The following is a 15,174-nucleotide window of genomic DNA, read 5'->3' as shown; positions in this document are numbered from 1 at the left end:
CTAGGCGCGCATCACGGTGGCGATGGGGATGCGGGCGGCTCGGACGGCTGGGATGAGGCCGCCGAGGATGCCTGCGGCCACGCCTGCGATGACGCCTGCCAGGCCTGCTTCCCACGGGAAGGCGACCTCGGCCAGCAGCGGTTCGCGGTCGGCCAGCACGCGGCGGGCGGCTTCGAGGCCGAGGACGCCGACGCCGATCGCGGCGGCGGCGGTGAGCAGGCCGACGATCATGGTCTCGGCCAGGACGATGCCCGCCAGCAGCAGCCGCGGGGTCCCCACGGCGCGGCGCAGGGCGAACTCCTCGATGCGCTCCCCCACCGTGGCCAGGCCGACGTTGAGGATTCCGGCGACGCCGATCAGCAGCACCAGCGCGGCCATGCCGAGGAAGATCAGCCGCAGGAGCATCAACTGGTCGCCGACGTACTCGTCGGCGTTGATGGTCTGCTCATACCACTGGTCCATCGGCGCGCCCGCTGCGGTCAGCCGCGACTTCAGGGCGTGCACCACCGACGTGGCCGCCGGGTCCGCGTACAGGTGGTCGATGCGCTCCGGCTGGGCCCAGGTCGCCAGCTCGTCGGCGCGCGCGTAGGCGGTGGGCACGCCGTTGCCGTCGTCGACCACGCCGATGATGCGCGGCGTGGCGTTGGTCGCGGCGCCGGGCAGGCGCAGCTCGGCGGGAATCTGGTGGCGGGCCAGGCCCTTGGCCAGCTCCTCGTTGACCACCAGCCCCGGCGACATCAGCGGCGACCCGGCGAAGTCCAGCCAGCGGCCCGAGGTCAGGGGGAACGGCCGGAACTGGCGGACGTCGCCGGTGAGCCCGTAGAGCGCGAACTCGACGGCCTGCCCGGTGGGCTGCGACTCGTCGGCGCCCATCGGCCGGCAGTTGCCGTAGCGGTCGCAGTAGTAGGCGACGCCGCCGCCGTAGCTCTGGTCGAAGGGCGACCCGCCGGGGTTGACCGGCGCGACACCGGGCTCGCCGACCACCGCGCGGTAGGTGGTCTGGGCGACCGCGGCGCCTTCGCCGCGCACGGTGTCGAGCGTGACCGGCACGGTGTCGGCGTGCTCGGGCAGGTTGACGGTGACCGTGCCGTCGATGCCCTGGTGCATCTCGATGTCCGCCCGCGCCGCCCGCTCGGCGATCAGCGCGCCTGCCTGCACGGTCACCACGGCGAGCACCCCGAGGAACAGGCTGACCATCGACAGGAACGTCCGCAGCTTGCGCGCCCGGATGCCCTGCCCGCCGATCACCAGCGCCGAGCGCAGCTTCCCCGACAGCATCACCGCACCTCCGGCACCAGCGCGCCGTCCACCAGTCGCAGCACGCGGCCCATCCGCGCGGCGTGGGCCTGGTCGTGGGTGACCAGGACCAGCCCGCAGCCGTGCTGGGTGGTGGCGTGCAGGGCGTCGATCACCAGCGAGCCGGTCTCGGTGTCGAGCGCGCCGGTGGGCTCGTCGGCGAGCAGGACCTGCGGGCGGCGCACCAGCGCCCGCGCGATGGCGACGCGCTGCTGCTCGCCGCCGGAGAGGCGGGCGGGCTTGTGCTTGGCGAGGTGGGCGATGCCGAGCTGGTCCAGGGCGGCCATGACGGTGGCGCGGCGCTTGCGGCGCGGCAGCCAGCCCTGGCCGTTGACCAGCGCCATCGCCACGTTCTGGGCGGCGGTGAGGTGCTTGAGCAGGAAGAACCGCTGGAACACGAAGCCGAACCGCTCGCTGCGCAGCCGCGCGGCCCGCCGCTCGGCGACGCGGGTGATGTCCTCGCCCGCGAGCAGGTAGCGCCCGGCGTCGGGGCGGTCGAACAGGCCGATGAGGCTCAGCAGCGTGCTCTTGCCCGACCCGGACCGGCCGAGGATGGCGACGCTCTGGCCGCTGTGGACGGTCAGGTCCACGCCGGTGAGGATCGGCCGCGGCTCGCCCTGCCCGGTGAGGACCTTGGCGATGCCGGACAATTCCAGGAGCGCGGTCATCACGGCCCGCCCGGGCCGAAGGAGGGCTCCGGGGCCGCGATGGTCGGCCCGGGCACGGCCAGCGTCTCGGTGCCCTTGAGCCCGGACCTGATCTCCACCACCGCGCCGTCGGTCAGCCCCAGCTCCACCGGCGTGGTCACGCGCTCGCCGCCCGGCCCGATCACGTCGACCTGGCCCTTGCCCTGCGTGCCCGCGACGGCCTCGACCGGGGCGACGATCACGTTCTTGGCGTGGGCGGTGACGACCTCGATGGTGGCGGCCGCGCCGTTGATCAGCGTGGTGCCCGCAGGTGCGGTGCACACCAGCCGCATGCCGGTGGGCTCGGAGGGTTCCGGCTGCGCGGAGGTCGGCCCCGGCATCGGCGGCGGCGCGCTCGGATCGACCTCGGGCGTGGGCGGGGCGGGCGGCTCGGGGACCGTGCCCGGCGGCAGGGCGGCGATGGTGCCCAGGGTCTTGCAGGCGAAGGGCCCCGGCCCGCCCTCGATCTGGGCGCGCACCGACTTCATCCCGCGCGTGACCGCGTAGGCCTGCTTGCCGTCGATGTCGGCGGTGACGGCGTAGCCGCCGTGGCGCAGGGAGACGACCGGCATCCCGGCGCTCACCCGCGCCCGGTCGGCGACGAGCCGCCCGGCGAACTCGGCCCCCTCCGGGATCTCGATGCGCGTGGGCCGCCCGTCGGCCCAGATCGTGGCGACCCGGGTCGCGCGGGCGACCGGGCCCGCGTCGGGCGCGTCGAGGTAGCGGATCTCGCCCGCGACCGGGGCCGCGATGCCGTAGACGGGGTTCAGCTCGACCTTCCCGGTCAGGCTCACCTTGGCGGTGAGGTCCTGCTTGCCCACCTCCGCGGTGGTGAAGGTCGTCCCCCGCTCGGCGAGCTGCGGCGGCGGCTCGGCGGGGCCGCCCGCGGTGCAGCCCGCGGCGAGGAGGAGCACGGCGGCCGCGGCCGCGCGGATCGGGTTGAGCACTGGCCACCCCCAGGAACCGGAAGGCGACCGAGTGTATACATGCCGTGAATAGTGATGTTGAACGGGTTGCCGCCGCGGCTGGCATGCTGGAGGGCATGCGCGCGCACACGCGGTTCGCGGTCATCACCGCGCTGGCGGTGATCGCGGTGACCGCGCTGGTGGACGCCGGGTCGCTGCCGTGGGCGGCCCCGGTGCTGCCCGTGCTGGCCGTGCTGCTGGACCTGAGCCGCTGGACGCCCCTGGCGCGGCTGCGGGTCGTCCAGGTGGGGGCGATGGGGCAGGTGCTGGCGGTCGCGCCGGTGCTGACCGGCGCGCCGCTGCCGGTGGCGATCCCGGGTCTGGCGGTGTTCGGCCTCGCCGCGGTCGCCACCGGCTACGCGGTGGTGCGCTTCCCGGTCAGACGCTGATCGTCGCCGGGCTCGGGGACTCGGCGTAGAGGTCGTCGATCTCGTGGGTGTACTTGCGGGCGATGGGCTTGCGCCGCAGCTTCAGCGTCGGGGTCAGCTCGTCGCCGCCGGGCTCCCAGGCCGCGGGCAGGATGCGGAAGCGCTTGATCTGCTCGACCCTGGCCAGCCGGGCGTTGCCCGCGCGCACGGCCCCGGCCACCAGCTCGCGGATGCCGTCGTGCTCGGCGACCGCGGCCGGGCCGTCGGCGATGCCGTACTGGGCGGCCAGGCCGGTGGCGGCGTCGGCGTCGAGCACGACCAGCGCGGTGACGAACGGGCGGTCGTCGCCGATGGCCACCACCTGGCCGATGACCGAGCTGGCCGCCTTCACCGCGTTCTCGATGTTGGTCGGCGACATGTTCTTGCCCGAGGAGTTGATGATCAGCTCCTTCTTGCGGTCCACGATGGACACGTAGCCGTCGGCGTCGACGGTGCCGATGTCGCCGGTGTGCACCCAGCCGTCGGCGTCGACGGTCTCGGCCGTGCGCTGCGGGTCGCCGCGGTAGCCGCGCATGTTGGAGGGCGAGCGGATCAGCAGCTCGCCGTCCTCGGCCACCACGACCTCGGCGCCGTGCACCGCGGTCCCGACGGTGCCGAGCTTGACGCGGCCCGCGCGGCAGGACGTGCCCAGGCCCGCGGTCTCGGACATCCCCCACACCTCGTACATCGGCACGCCCAGGCCCCAGAAGAACTCCAGCGTGTCCAGCGGGATCGCCGCCGCGCCGGAGACCGCGACCCGGCAGCGGTCCAGGCCGAGCTTGTCGCGGAGCTTGGCCAGCACGAGCTTGTCGGCCAGCGTGTGCTGGAGCTTGAGCGCGCGGGTGATGGGCTTGCCCGCGACCGACAGCGTGGCGTGCTTGATGCCGGTGCGGATGGCCCACTCGGCGATCTTGCGCTTCTTCTCCGGCTCGGCGGACAGCGCGCTGTCGACGGCGAGCTTGAACTTCTGCCACACCCGCGGCACGGCGAAGAAGATGTGCGGGCGGCAGTCGGCCAGCCCCGCCGCCAGCTGCTTGGCGTCGGCGACGGAGGTGACGACCGTGCCGAACAGGATCGAGGTGTAGTGCGCGACCACCCGGTCGGCGATGTGCGCCGACGGCAGGAACGACAGCACCCGGTCGCCGCGCTGGGCGTGGAAGGTGTGCTTCACCGCGTCGGCGACGGCGAGCACGTTGCGGTGGGTCAGCTCGACGCCCTTGGGCGGGCCGGTGGTGCCGGAGGTGTAGATGATGGTGGCCAGGTCCTCCGGGTCGACGGCCTGCCAGGTGGCGGCGAAGTCGAAGTCCTCGGCCCCAACCAGCTCGTCCAGCGCGGTGGTGCCCTCGACGCCCGGCTCCAGGCAGATGACGGTCAACTCGGCCCCGCAGGCGCGGATCACCGGCAGGAACTGCTCCTCGGTGATGACCACGGAGTTGCCCGCGTTCTCGAAGACGTAGGCGAGCTGCTCGGCGGAGAGGGTGTTGTAGACGCTGAAGGGCACCGCCCCCAGGTGCAGCGCCGCGGTGTCGACGACGTGGAACTCCGGCCGGTTGGCCAGCATGATCCCCACCGCGTCCCCCCGCCCGACCCCCAGCCCCGCCAACCCCGCCGCGACGACCTGCACGCGCTCGGCGTAGTCGCGCCACGTCAACGACACCGCACCCCCGGGAGACCGCAACGCCACCGCATCGGGCTCCCGAGCCGCCGTGTCCTGGAACGCCGAGCAGAGGGTCTCCGGAGAGCTCATCGCGCCGCCTCTTCACCAGATGTGGTTCACAACACAGTGGCGTGATCGTAAGTAGGACCAGAACCGCTGTCTACGGCCGTTCCGCCCGCATTGCGCCAATCCGCCCCCACCATTCCGCGGCTCGGCAGGCAACGCTGGTGGTCCGCCGACGCGACTGCGGCTGTCAGCCTGCGCCCAGGCAGACGAAGGGGCGGCGGTATGGGTCTACGGCTACGGACTCGGCCAGGGCGCGGGCGGGTGGGTGGCCTGCGCGGAGGCGCTGGTGGTAGTCGACCATGGCGGTGGCTGCGGCTTCGTCGCCGACGCGGCTGGTGGCGGCGATGACGGTGGGGACGCCTGCGGCCAGGAGGGCGCCTGCGTAGCCGAGGGCTTCGTCGCCGGGGCGGACGTAGCTCAGGGCCAATTCGCAGGCGGCGAGGACCACCTGGCGCGGGGGGCGGGGGAGGCGGGCGACCTCGTAGGCGAACAGGGGGCCGTCGGCGAGGTCGAGCTGGGAGAACAGGGCGTTGGTGGATTCGTGTTCGCCGTGGGCGGCGACGTGGGCCAGGTCGGCGCCGTCGAGGGCGGCGAGGACCTCGGCGACGGTCGCGTGGTCGCCGTCGAGGTCCACGGCGCCGGGGTAGATGCCGCGCAGGGACTCGCCTTCGGCGACGCGGCCGGTCAGGTTGGGGCCGCGGGCCAGCAGCACCCGGCCCGAGGGCGGGCCTGCCGCCGTCGCCGCGGTGTGCCACGCCGTCGCCGAGGGGGCGACCACGACCGGGCGACCGACCAGCGACGGCAGGCTGCCCCACTGCACCGCGTACAGCTCGCCGGTCGGGACCACCACCAGGTCGCGGTCGCCGATGACCGGCAGCAGCGGCCGCACCAGCAGCTCGTCCAGCCGGGCCGCGCTGCGCACCGCGCAATCGCGCACCACCGCGGCGATCGGCGGCGGCAGCACGTCCGGGGCCAGCGCGTTGAGGTCGTTGTAGAGCCGGGCCGCCCACTCCGCGGCCTCGGCCATCGGGCCGAGGCGGACCAGCCGGGTCACCCCGTCGGCGACGACGACGGCGACCAGGTCGCCGCCGGAGGAGGCGAACTCCACCAGCGCGGTCGAGCCCAGCGCGGCGGCCACCTCGTCCAGCCCGGCCACCGGTCGCGGCCTGCCCCACGGGCTGGCGTACCAGCCCAGCCGCACGACCTCGCGCTCCAGCGCCGCGGTCTGCTTCTCCAGCCGCGCCGCAGGCCGCCCGGACAGCCGGGCCAGCTGCGCCTCCCGCCGGGTGCGGCGCAGCTCGGCCGCGGTCTGGGCGATGCGCGGGTCGTCGATCTCCGGCAGCGGCTCGTAGCGGTACACCTGGGCGCGGGTGCGCTCCAGCCAGTCGTAGAGCGCCCGCGGCCTGCCGCGCAGGGTCAGCCGGATCGCCAGCTCGCCGAGCTGGCGGCCGTGCACCGCTGTGCCGCAGACCAGGTCCAGCCCGCCCATCCGGTCGCGCGCGGTGCCCAGCTCGGTCAGCCCGCTCCTGGCCTCGGCCAGCGCCCGGCGCCGGTTGCCGTCGGCCACGGCCAGCTCGGCCCGGCACAGCCGCAGCAGCATCCGGTGGTCGACCGGCGTCGTCGGCCGCGGGCGCGGCACCTGGGCCAGCAGCGCCCGCGCCGCCTCCCGGTCGCCGCGGCGCAGCTCCAGCCGCACGGCCAGCATGAGCGCCAGCGCGGTCTCGTCGACCAGGCCCAGCCCGCGCAGCTCCTCGGCCAGCTTCACCGCCACCGCGGGCAGCGCGGCGGGCACCCGGTCGGCGCCCAGCGCCTCGGCCGTCTCCGCCCGCAGCCCGGCCAGCGCCGCCACCGCCGCCCACCGCTGGTTGCCCCGCCGGATGAACCGCCGCTCGGCCGAGCGCGCCCAGCGGCGCGCGTCGCGGACCCGGTCCTCCAGCAGCGCCGAGGCCGCCAGCGTCACCTCGACCTCGGCGGCGTCCTGGCCCGCGCGCTGCTTGCGCAGCAGCGGCAGCGCGTCCTCCAGGTGCCGGGCGGCCTCCTGCGGCAGCCCGGCGGCCAGCAGCGCCCTGGCCTGGTCCAGCCGCACCACCGGCACCAGGCTGGGCGCGTGCGCCAGGCACTCGCGCGCCGCCCGCTCGAAGTCCCGCAGCGCGGTGGGCAGGTCGCCGCTCATGTAGGCGATGTAGCCGATGTTGTGCCGGGCCTTGATGCCCACCAGGTTGAGGTCGTAGCGCTCGGCCAGCTCGACGCTGCGCCGCAGCTCGGCGACCGCGCCCGCGGTGTCGGCCCGCTCGATGAAGACCAGGCTGCGGTTGACGTGCAGCCCGGCGAGCACGTCCGGGTCGCCGATCCCCAGCTCCAGCACGGTCTCCAGGTGCTGGACGGCCGAGTCGAGCAGGCGCATGCCCTCGTCGCCGCGGCCCGCCCGGATGAGCAGGAAGCCGCGCTGCTGCTCGACCAGTCCGCGCAGCTCCCGCTGCCGCGGGCCGGGCGGGATCTGGTCGAGCAGGCGCTCGGCGGCGTCGAGGGCGTCCATGCCCGTGCCCGCCCCCTCCGCGTCGGAGTAGGCGAGGCTGACCAGGACGCGCACCCGAACGGTGATCAGGTCGGGGTCGCCGGTGTGGTCGACGGTGTCCAGGACCGCGATGGCGGCTTTCAGCGCCGTGCGGGCGTCGGCGAAGCGGTAGGCGTAGACCGCCTGCCGAGCCCGGTCCTGGAAACGCCGGGCCCGGCGCAGAACCCGCTCACGCTCGCTGGCCACAGATCATCACAGTACGGACTACTGCTCAGCAATCCCAAGCAGCCCGGGCGATCAGCGCCGCCAGCCCAGGTCGGTGAGCTGGGCGTCGACCTCGGCGAGGGCGGCGGCGGCCCGCGCGGGGCGGTCGCAGACCTCGGCGGGGTCGGGCCGGTCGGCCAGCTGCCCGGCCAGCATGCCCGCGATCACCGGGGTGGCGAAGGACGTCCCGGCCCACACCGCGAAGCCGGTGGTCAGGTCGTCGCTGTCCGGGCCGGAGCGGATGTGGCCGCCGTTGGCCAGCTCCAGCGAGCCGGTCACCGCGCCCTGCCAGAGCGGGACGGTGGAGACCAGGGCGTTGCCCGGGGCCCAGCGGGTGACCCAGTCGGCGTCGTTGCTGAACGCCGCGACCGTCCGGCCGGATGCGTTGAGCGCGCCGACGGCGACCAGCAGCTCGTTGCCGTTGTTGCTGCCGTCGGCGTTGAGCGCGTGCGCGGCGGGGACGAACGGGCGGGCCGTGGCGTCGTTGCCCGCCGCGGCCACCACCGCGACGCCGAGGTCGGTCAGCTTGCGCACGGCCTCGGCCAGCAGGTAGCCGGTCTGGGTGTCGTCGGCCTCCGGGTAGAAGCCCAGCGACAGCGACACCACGTCGACCAGCTTCTCCGGCTCGCCGTCGGCGAGCGCGGCCTCGATCCGCAGGCGCAGCCACTCCAGGGCCAGCAGCACGATGCGGTCGGTGGTCACGCCGTCGGTGTGCAGCACGCGCAGCGACAGGATGCGGGCGTCCGGGCAGTTCTGGTGCACCAGGCCGGTGACGAACGTGCCGTGCCCGCTGTGCGAGTCGGTCAGGCCCAGCAGCGGCTGCACGACGTCGCGCTGGTCGTTGGGCGAGGCCAGCGACGGGCCCGGCTGGTGCCCGCTGGCGGCGGCCAGCGCGGCCTCGGAGTCGGCGAGCAGCTGCTGGAAGTCCGGGGCGATCTCCACCACCGGGTCCTCGGTGCGGTCGCCGACGGGCAGCCACGGGTGCTCGCCGATGCCGGTGTCGAGCACCGCGACCACCGGCCGCCTGCCCGCGCCGAGTGCGGCGGCGGCGCGGCGGGCGGGGCGCGGCATGAACAGCCGGACCGGGTTGCGGCTGCCGGTGGCCAGCGGCAGCCCGGCCGGGCCGCCCTGGCCGTGCCCGAACGGCTGCCCGTGGCCGAAGGGCTGCCCGTGCCCGAACGGCTGGCCGTGCCCGAAGGGCGTCCCCTGCAGTTCCACCGATGCCGCCCCCGCCAGGTGCTCCAGTCCGATCCCCCGCGTCTGCACCGCGCCGAGCTTGCGGCGCAGCCGGACCAGCAGGGCCCACGGGTCGGGCAGCTGGTCGAGGATGGAGTCCTCGGTCAGCCGCACCAGCGTGGAGACCGGCAGGTCGCCGGAGAGGCTGGGCAGCAGCTCCGCCCAGCGCTTGGTCGTCGGCACCACCGGTTCCAGCACGGCGCCGATGGGCGCGATGGCCTCGTTGAGCCGGGCGAAGGCCGCCTCGTCGCGCACCACGCGCAGCGGCACCAGCAGGGTGTCGCCGCGGTAGAGGGTGGACGCGGGCTTGGCGCCGTCCGGACCGGCCAGCGCCGAGGCCGGGTCGAGGATCCGCGCCCGGTGGCGCTCCAGCAGCGCCACCGCCGGGCCGACCGGGAGCCTGGTCCCCTCGCCCGGCGGGCAGTCCTCATCGACGCTCGGTCCGGCGTGCGGTCCCATCGTCACCATCGCCCCACCCTTCGTGACAGTCCGTGGTGCTCAAGGAGGTGGTGTGTGCCGTTGGTAGTAGAGCATCCAGCGGTCCCCCAGATACGTCGCTCTCCATAATTCCTGCGTAACGGGACGACGCGGAATCACCGTGGGGTGGGGGCGGTGACGCTGCGTAGAACTGGTGAGTGAGCCTCACCCGATCAGCAGTGTCGGACAGTGATCAACTAGTGCCGGTCTGCGAAGCCGGTCAGCTGGTGGCGCGGATGGTCGCGCTGCCGAGCACCACATCGCCGTCGGCGTCCGGTCGGTACAGGACGACCGCCTGTCCTGGCGCGACACCGCGCAGGTCGCCGCTCGGGCGCACCACCAGCCGTCCATCCCGGACCTCGGCGGTGGCCGGGCTGGTGCCGCCGTGCGCGCGGACCTGGGCGACGCACTCCACGACCCCCGACAGCGGCCGGTCGTGCGGCCACACCGCCCGGTCGGCCACGATCTCGCGCACCGCGAGGCGGTCGGCCGGTCCCACCCGGACGGTCCCGTCGACCGGCTCCAGCGACAGCACGTACCGCGGCCTGCCGTCCGGGGCGGGCCGGTCGATGCCCAGGCCGTGGCGCTGGCCGACGGTGAACCCGTGCACGCCGGTGTGGACGCCGAGCACCGCGCCGGTCTCGGCGTCGACGAGCTGCCCCGGCTTGGTCCCGATGCGCGACTCCAGGAAGGCCCGGGTGTCGCCGTTGGGGATGAAGCAGATGTCGTAGCTGTCAGGCTTGTCGGCGACGGCGAGGTCGCGGGCGGCGGCCTCGGCGCGGATCCCGTCCTTGGTGGTGTCGCCGACCGGGAACATCGCGTGCCGCAGCTGCTGGGGCGTCAGCGAGGCGAGCACGTAGGACTGGTCCTTGGCCGCGTCCTTGGCCCGGCGCAGCGTGCCGTCGGAGAGCCGGGCGTAGTGCCCGGTGCAGACCGCGTCGAAGCCCAGGGCGATCGCCTTGTCCAGCAGCGCCTCGAACTTGATGCGCTCGTTGCACTTCAGGCACGGGTTGGGCGTGCGGCCCGCGGCGTACTCGGCGACGAAGTCCTCGATGACCTCTTCGGTGAACCGCTCGGCGAAGTCCCACACGTAGAACGGGATGCCGAGGATGTCGGCGGCGCGGCGGGCGTCGTGGGCGTCCTCGACGGTGCAGCAGCCGCGGGAGCCGGTGCGCAGCGTGCCCGGCTTGGCCGAGAGCGCCAGGTGCACCCCCACCACGTCGTGCCCGGCGTCGACCGCGCGCGCCGCGGCCACCGCCGAGTCCACCCCGCCGCTCATGGCGGCCAGCACGCGCATCAGCCGCGCCGCAATCCGGCCAGGCCCGCGGACTGGGCGCGCTCGACGACCGGCCCGATGGCGGCCACGAGGGCGTCGACGTCCTGGCGGGTCGAGGTGTGCCCGAGGGAGAAGCGCAGCGAGCCGCGGGCCAGCTTGGGGTCCACGCCCATGCCCAGCAGCACGTGGCTGGGCTGGGCGACGCCCGCGGTGCAGGCCGAGCCGGTCGAGCACTCGATGCCCCGGGCGTCGAGCAGCATCAGCAGGCTGTCGCCCTCGCAGCCGGGGAAGGTGAAGTGGGCGTTGCCGGGCAGGCGGGACGGGCCGCCGTCCATCGCGGTGTGCCCGGGGTCGCCGTTGTAGACCGCGGTCGGCACCGCGGCCCTGACCCGGCGGACCAGCTCGTCGCGCAGCTCGGCGAGCTGGCGGGCGCGGGTCTCGCGCTCGGCGACGGCGACCCGGATGGCCTCGGCCATCGCCACGATGGCCGGGACGTCGAGGGTGCCCGAGCGCACGTCGCGCTCCTGCCCGCCGCCGTGGGCCAGCGGCACGCACCGCACGTCGCGGCTGAGCAGCAGCGCGCCCACGCCGTAGGGCCCGCCGACCTTGTGCCCGGACAGCGCCAGCGCGCCTGCCCCGGTGGCGGTGAAGTCCACCGGCAGCGCGCCGACGGCCTGCACGGCGTCGGTGTGGAACGGGATGCCGAACTCCGCGCAGGTCTCGGCCAGCTCGCGGACCGGGTTGACCGTGCCGACCTCGTTGTTGGCCCACATGACGCTGACCAGGCTCACGTCGTCGGGGTTCTCGGCGATGGCCGCGCGCAGGGTGTCGTCGTGCACCCGGCCGAAGTCGTCGACCTCCAGGTGGGTCACCTCGGCGCCCGCGTGCTCGCGCAGCCACTCGGCGGCGTCCAGCACGGCGTGGTGCTCCACGGCGCTGACCAGCACCCGGGACTTGCCGGTGCGGGCCCAGTGCACGCCCTTGACGGCGAGGTTGTCGGCCTCGGTGCCGCCGGAGGTGAAGACCACCTCGCTGGGCCGCGCGCCCAGCGACGCGGCGATGGACTCCCTGGCCTCCTCGACGGCCCTGCGGGCGCGCCTGCCGGAGGTGTGCAGGGATGAGGCGTTGCCAACGGTGGACAGCGCGCCGGTCAGCGCGGCCACCGCCTCGGGGAGCATCGGCGTGGTGGCCGCGTGGTCGAGGTAGGTCATCGCACCACCAGCGTAACCAGGGCCGTCGCGGGCATGGGGCTCAGCACCCTCCTTCCAACCGCGGTGCACGCGCCGTTGTTCCCCGGTCACTCGTCGCGCACCCGGGCGAAGAGGAGCAGCCCGAGGACGGCCACGCCCGCCATCGCCAGGTCGAGCACGAGTACCGCCTGGGTGGGCGCGGCGGTCGAGGCCAGCGCCGCCAGCAGGACGCCGCCCGCGCCGACCATGACGGCGCAGAAGACCATGTCGGAGACCTGCAGCGCCGAGGAGGCGAAGCCGCGCTCGCCCGGCGCCGCGTAGTGCAGGGCCAGCACGCTGATCGCGGGGAAGGCCATGCCCATGCCCGCGCCTGCGACGGCCCACCACAGCGGCGCCGTCCAGGCCAGCGACCAGTCCGGGGCGATGAGCGCCATGCCCGCGAGCCCGACCGCCAGGAAGGCGAACCCGGTGCGGATCAGCACCGAGCGCTGGAGGGTCGCCCGCCCCTGCCACCACGAGGCGGCCGACCAGCCCAGCGCCCCGACCGTCAACGGAAGGCCCGCCTGCACCGGCGAGTAGCCGTGCACCGCGGTCAGCGTCAGCGGCACGAACGCCTCGACCCCGAAGAACGCCCCCGCGAACAACCCGCGCGCGAGGATGACCCTGGGCAGGCCGGGACGGCCGCGCAGGGTGCCCGCGGGCAGCAGCACCCGCAGCGCCGGGGCGAGCAGCGCGACCCCGATCAGGCCCAACCACCACACCGAGTGCTGTACCGCCCAGGTCAGCGCCGCGATGCCGGTCCCGGCCGCGACCGCGGCCAGCGGCAGCCCGCGGCGGCCGGGTCCGGCGGACGCGGCCGCGGGCAGGCCGCGCAGGGTCGGGATCAGCAGCAGCACGCCCAGCAGGGCCAGCGGGGCCAGGCCGAGGAACACCCAGCGCCAGCCCACCAGCTCGGTCAGCACGCCCGCCGCCGTCGGCCCGAGGATCGATGGCACCACCCACGCCGCGGCCAGCAGGCCGAACATCCGCGGCCGCAGGTGCTCGGGGTACACCATCGCGATCAGCACGTAGATCGCCACCGCCTCGGCGCCCAGGCCCATGCCCTGCAGGAAGCGCGCCGCCAGCAGCACCGCCATGTCCGACGCGGTGCCCGCGACCACCAAGCCGACCAGGAACAGCGCGGGCCCCACCAGCAGCACCGGCCGCGGGCCCACCCGGTCGGCGACGCGCCCGGCGAGCACGGTGGAGATGACGCTGGCGGCCAGGAACGCGGTGAACGGCCAGGAGTAGAGGTGCCCGCCGTCGAGTTCGGCGAGCATCCGGGGCATGGCCGTGCTGACGCCCAGGTGCTCGAAGGCGCCGATGGTGATCAGGAGCAGGATGCCGATGGTGGTGGCGCGGTTCGTCCCGCTCCAGAGCGCGTTCCCCGAGGGAACCTCAGCTTCGGTGGTCACCGGCCCATGGTGCATGCTCCAGCGCGGTGGAGGTCCAGCCCCTCCGCGGCGCCGGGATGGTCACGCGCAGCCCCAGGGCGGTGTTCATCGCCGCCTCGGCCAGCGCGGCCAGGCTGCGCCGGTCGCCGGCGCGGCCCGGCGCGATCTCGGCGCAGACCCGCAGGTCGACGTGCAGGCCGCGGAGCCGGGCGACCCGCAGCACCGAGTCCAGGATCGTCTCGTCGCCGATGAACGCGGGCGCGGTCGTCTCCCGGCCGCCCGGCAGGTGGTAGCGCAGCGCGACCGGGCGGACGGGCACACCGGCGTCCAGGGCGGCCTGGAACAGCGCGGGGCGGAACCGGCCCATCCCCCGGCCGCACCAGGTGGTGCCCTCCGGGCAGACGTAGACCATCGAGCCCCCGCGCAGCACCCCGGCCAGCTCGTCGACCGCGGCGGGCAGCTTCCGCAGGCTCCCGCGGTCGAGGAACACCGTCCCAGCCCGGGCGATGAGCGTGCCCAGCACCGGCCAGGACCGCACGTCGGTCTTGGCCATCGCGCGCATCGGGCGCACGGCGTTGAGCGCGGCCACGTCGAGCCAGGAGATGTGGTTGGTGACCACCAGCACCCCGCGCCCGGCCGAGCGGGGCAGCGCGCCGGAGGCGGTCAGGGTGACCCCGAACGCGCCCAGCAGCCCGCGGAAGACCAGCCGGGCCGCCAGCTCCCGGCCGCGCCGCCCGACCAGCGGCAGCAGCGGCAGCACCAGGAACGCGCACAGCACCACCCCGATCGCGGCCGCGAGCCGCAGCCCGGCGCGGACGCGGCCCACGGTCGGCTCACCGCCGTCGATGCAGTGCGGCCCGCACGGCGACAGCGGCATGTACGGGTGCACCGCTACACCCCCAGGAAGAACTTCAGGTAGCGCTGGTCGACGTGCTTGAGCCCGAGCAGCACGAAGAAGTCGGCCACGCCGAAGTCCGCGTCCAGCGCGGGCCGCCCGCACACCCACGCGCCCAGCCGCAGGTAGCCCTTGAGCAGCGGCGGCAGGACCGTGCGCGCGGGCGGGACGGCCGATTCCGGCTGCCACGGGGTCAGCGGCTCCACCGCGTAGCGCTCGTCGGCGAAGTGCTTGGCGCGCACCGTCTGCCACACGCCCGCGGCGAGCGCGCCGCCGTCGGCCAGCGGGACGGACGCGCAGCCCGCCAGCCACTGGTGGCCGGACAGCAGCATGTACCGCGCGATGCCCGCCCACACGAGGCTGACGACCGCGCCGGTGCGGTGCTCCGGGTGGACGCAGGAGCGCCCGGTCTCGACGAGTTCCCCGCGCAGCCCGGACAGCCGGGAAAGATCGAATTCGGTCTCGGAATACAACCCGCCCGCCGCGGCCGCGCGCTCCGGCGGCAGCATGCGGTAGGTGCCCACGATCTGACCGGTCTGGTCGTGGCGGACGACGAGGTGGTCGCAGTGCTCGTCGAACCGGTCCACATCCAGCCCGGCCACCGGCGAGTTGAGGGTGGCCCCCATCTCACCTGCGAAAACGTCGTACCGCAGCCGCTGCGCCGCCTCGACCTCCGCGGAGTCGTTGGCGACGAGCAGCGAGTACTGCGGTGCGTCCGTTCCCGCCTTCGCCGTGCTCAGCAGGACCTGGGAGTGGGTCATGGAATAGGTGTATACGTCGCCGACCGCGTCCGCCACGGGCCAGTTCCATT

12 protein-coding genes are annotated in these 15,174 nt (G+C 74.8%); 1 reads left to right on the top strand and 11 read right to left on the bottom strand.

The genetic code is table 11. The features are described from left to right. The 3 genes from ACWEPX_RS12975 to ACWEPX_RS12965 are packed head-to-tail and all read right to left on the bottom strand — an operon-like array spanning position 1 to position 2,929. Positions 1–1,278: an ABC transporter permease gene (locus tag ACWEPX_RS12975; RefSeq protein WP_451897329.1), complete on the bottom strand. Its 1,278-nt coding sequence runs from the start codon at positions 1,276–1,278 to the stop codon at positions 1–3. Next, complete coding sequence (locus tag ACWEPX_RS12970) at positions 1,278–1,964, bottom strand: ABC transporter ATP-binding protein (RefSeq protein WP_451897328.1); 687 nt, start codon at positions 1,962–1,964, stop codon at positions 1,278–1,280. Before ACWEPX_RS12970 ends, ACWEPX_RS12975 begins: the two co-directional genes overlap by 1 nt. Next, positions 1,964–2,929, bottom strand: coding sequence for an efflux RND transporter periplasmic adaptor subunit (locus ACWEPX_RS12965; RefSeq protein WP_451897327.1), 966 nt, complete (start codon positions 2,927–2,929; stop codon positions 1,964–1,966). Before ACWEPX_RS12965 ends, ACWEPX_RS12970 begins: the two co-directional genes overlap by 1 nt. A gap of 95 nt (positions 2,930–3,024) precedes the next feature. Here ACWEPX_RS12965 and ACWEPX_RS12960 point away from each other — a divergent pair, with 95 nt between their 5' ends. Beyond that, positions 3,025–3,336, top strand: coding sequence for a hypothetical protein (locus tag ACWEPX_RS12960; protein WP_451897326.1), 312 nt, complete (start codon positions 3,025–3,027; stop codon positions 3,334–3,336). Here the strand turns inward: ACWEPX_RS12960 and ACWEPX_RS12955 are convergent. The 8 genes from ACWEPX_RS12955 to ACWEPX_RS12920 all read right to left on the bottom strand — a co-directional run bounded on the left by ACWEPX_RS12955 (position 3,326) and on the right by ACWEPX_RS12920 (position 15,124). Continuing rightward, positions 3,326–5,101 (bottom strand): AMP-dependent synthetase/ligase, encoded by a 1,776-nt coding sequence (locus tag ACWEPX_RS12955; protein WP_451897325.1) that lies wholly within the window; start codon positions 5,099–5,101, stop codon positions 3,326–3,328. The two genes, ACWEPX_RS12960 and ACWEPX_RS12955, sit on opposite strands and share 11 nt — an antisense overlap. A gap of 163 nt (positions 5,102–5,264) precedes the next feature. Continuing rightward, the gene (locus ACWEPX_RS12950) at positions 5,265–7,838 is read right to left on the bottom strand and encodes a CHAT domain-containing protein (protein ID WP_451897324.1); all 2,574 of its coding nucleotides are present in this window, start codon (positions 7,836–7,838) and stop codon (positions 5,265–5,267) included. Between the two features lie 51 nt (positions 7,839–7,889). Continuing rightward, a complete protein-coding gene (locus ACWEPX_RS12945) occupies positions 7,890–9,560 on the bottom strand; it encodes a S8 family peptidase (protein WP_451897323.1) in 1,671 nt (556 codons plus the stop codon). 229 nt (positions 9,561–9,789) lie between these two features. After that, positions 9,790–10,866, bottom strand: a complete 1,077-nt coding sequence (gene mnmA, locus ACWEPX_RS12940) for a tRNA 2-thiouridine(34) synthase MnmA (protein WP_451897322.1) — start codon at positions 10,864–10,866, stop codon at positions 9,790–9,792. Continuing rightward, positions 10,866–12,056: a cysteine desulfurase family protein gene (locus ACWEPX_RS12935; RefSeq protein ID WP_451897321.1), complete on the bottom strand. Its 1,191-nt coding sequence runs from the start codon at positions 12,054–12,056 to the stop codon at positions 10,866–10,868. Before ACWEPX_RS12935 ends, mnmA begins: the two co-directional genes overlap by 1 nt. Before the next feature lie 86 nt (positions 12,057–12,142). Then, positions 12,143–13,489, bottom strand: a complete 1,347-nt coding sequence (locus ACWEPX_RS12930) for an MFS transporter (RefSeq protein WP_451897320.1) — start codon at positions 13,487–13,489, stop codon at positions 12,143–12,145. After that, positions 13,473–14,345 (bottom strand): lysophospholipid acyltransferase family protein, encoded by an 873-nt coding sequence (locus tag ACWEPX_RS12925; protein ID WP_451897492.1) that lies wholly within the window; start codon positions 14,343–14,345, stop codon positions 13,473–13,475. Before ACWEPX_RS12925 ends, ACWEPX_RS12930 begins: the two co-directional genes overlap by 17 nt. A gap of 14 nt (positions 14,346–14,359) precedes the next feature. Next, positions 14,360–15,124, bottom strand: coding sequence for a GNAT family N-acetyltransferase (locus ACWEPX_RS12920; protein ID WP_451897319.1), 765 nt, complete (start codon positions 15,122–15,124; stop codon positions 14,360–14,362). Positions 15,125–15,174: the final 50 nt, after the last annotated feature.

The organism is Actinokineospora sp. NPDC004072, assembly GCF_053604195.1.
The sequence above is the reverse complement of the archived record's forward strand: the minus strand, read 5'-3'. Positions and strand labels throughout refer to the sequence as shown.

What these genes read in the sequence shown, in the direction of transcription:
- ACWEPX_RS12975 (WP_451897329.1), bottom strand. Translation starts at nt 1,278, where the DNA reads ATGCTGTCGGGGAAGCTGCGCTCGGCGCTGGTGATCGGCGGGCAGGGC.
- ACWEPX_RS12970 (WP_451897328.1), bottom strand. Translation starts at nt 1,964, where the DNA reads ATGACCGCGCTCCTGGAATTGTCCGGCATCGCCAAGGTCCTCACCGGG.
- ACWEPX_RS12960 (WP_451897326.1), top strand. Translation starts at nt 3,025, where the DNA reads ATGCGCGCGCACACGCGGTTCGCGGTCATCACCGCGCTGGCGGTGATC.
- ACWEPX_RS12955 (WP_451897325.1), bottom strand. Translation starts at nt 5,101, where the DNA reads ATGAGCTCTCCGGAGACCCTCTGCTCGGCGTTCCAGGACACGGCGGCT.
- ACWEPX_RS12945 (WP_451897323.1), bottom strand. Translation starts at nt 9,560, where the DNA reads ATGGTGACGATGGGACCGCACGCCGGACCGAGCGTCGATGAGGACTGC.
- mnmA (WP_451897322.1), bottom strand. Translation starts at nt 10,866, where the DNA reads ATGCGCGTGCTGGCCGCCATGAGCGGCGGGGTGGACTCGGCGGTGGCC.
- ACWEPX_RS12935 (WP_451897321.1), bottom strand. Translation starts at nt 12,056, where the DNA reads ATGACCTACCTCGACCACGCGGCCACCACGCCGATGCTCCCCGAGGCG.
- ACWEPX_RS12925 (WP_451897492.1), bottom strand. Translation starts at nt 14,345, where the DNA reads ATGCCGCTGTCGCCGTGCGGGCCGCACTGCATCGACGGCGGTGAGCCG.
- ACWEPX_RS12920 (WP_451897319.1), bottom strand. Translation starts at nt 15,124, where the DNA reads ATGACCCACTCCCAGGTCCTGCTGAGCACGGCGAAGGCGGGAACGGAC.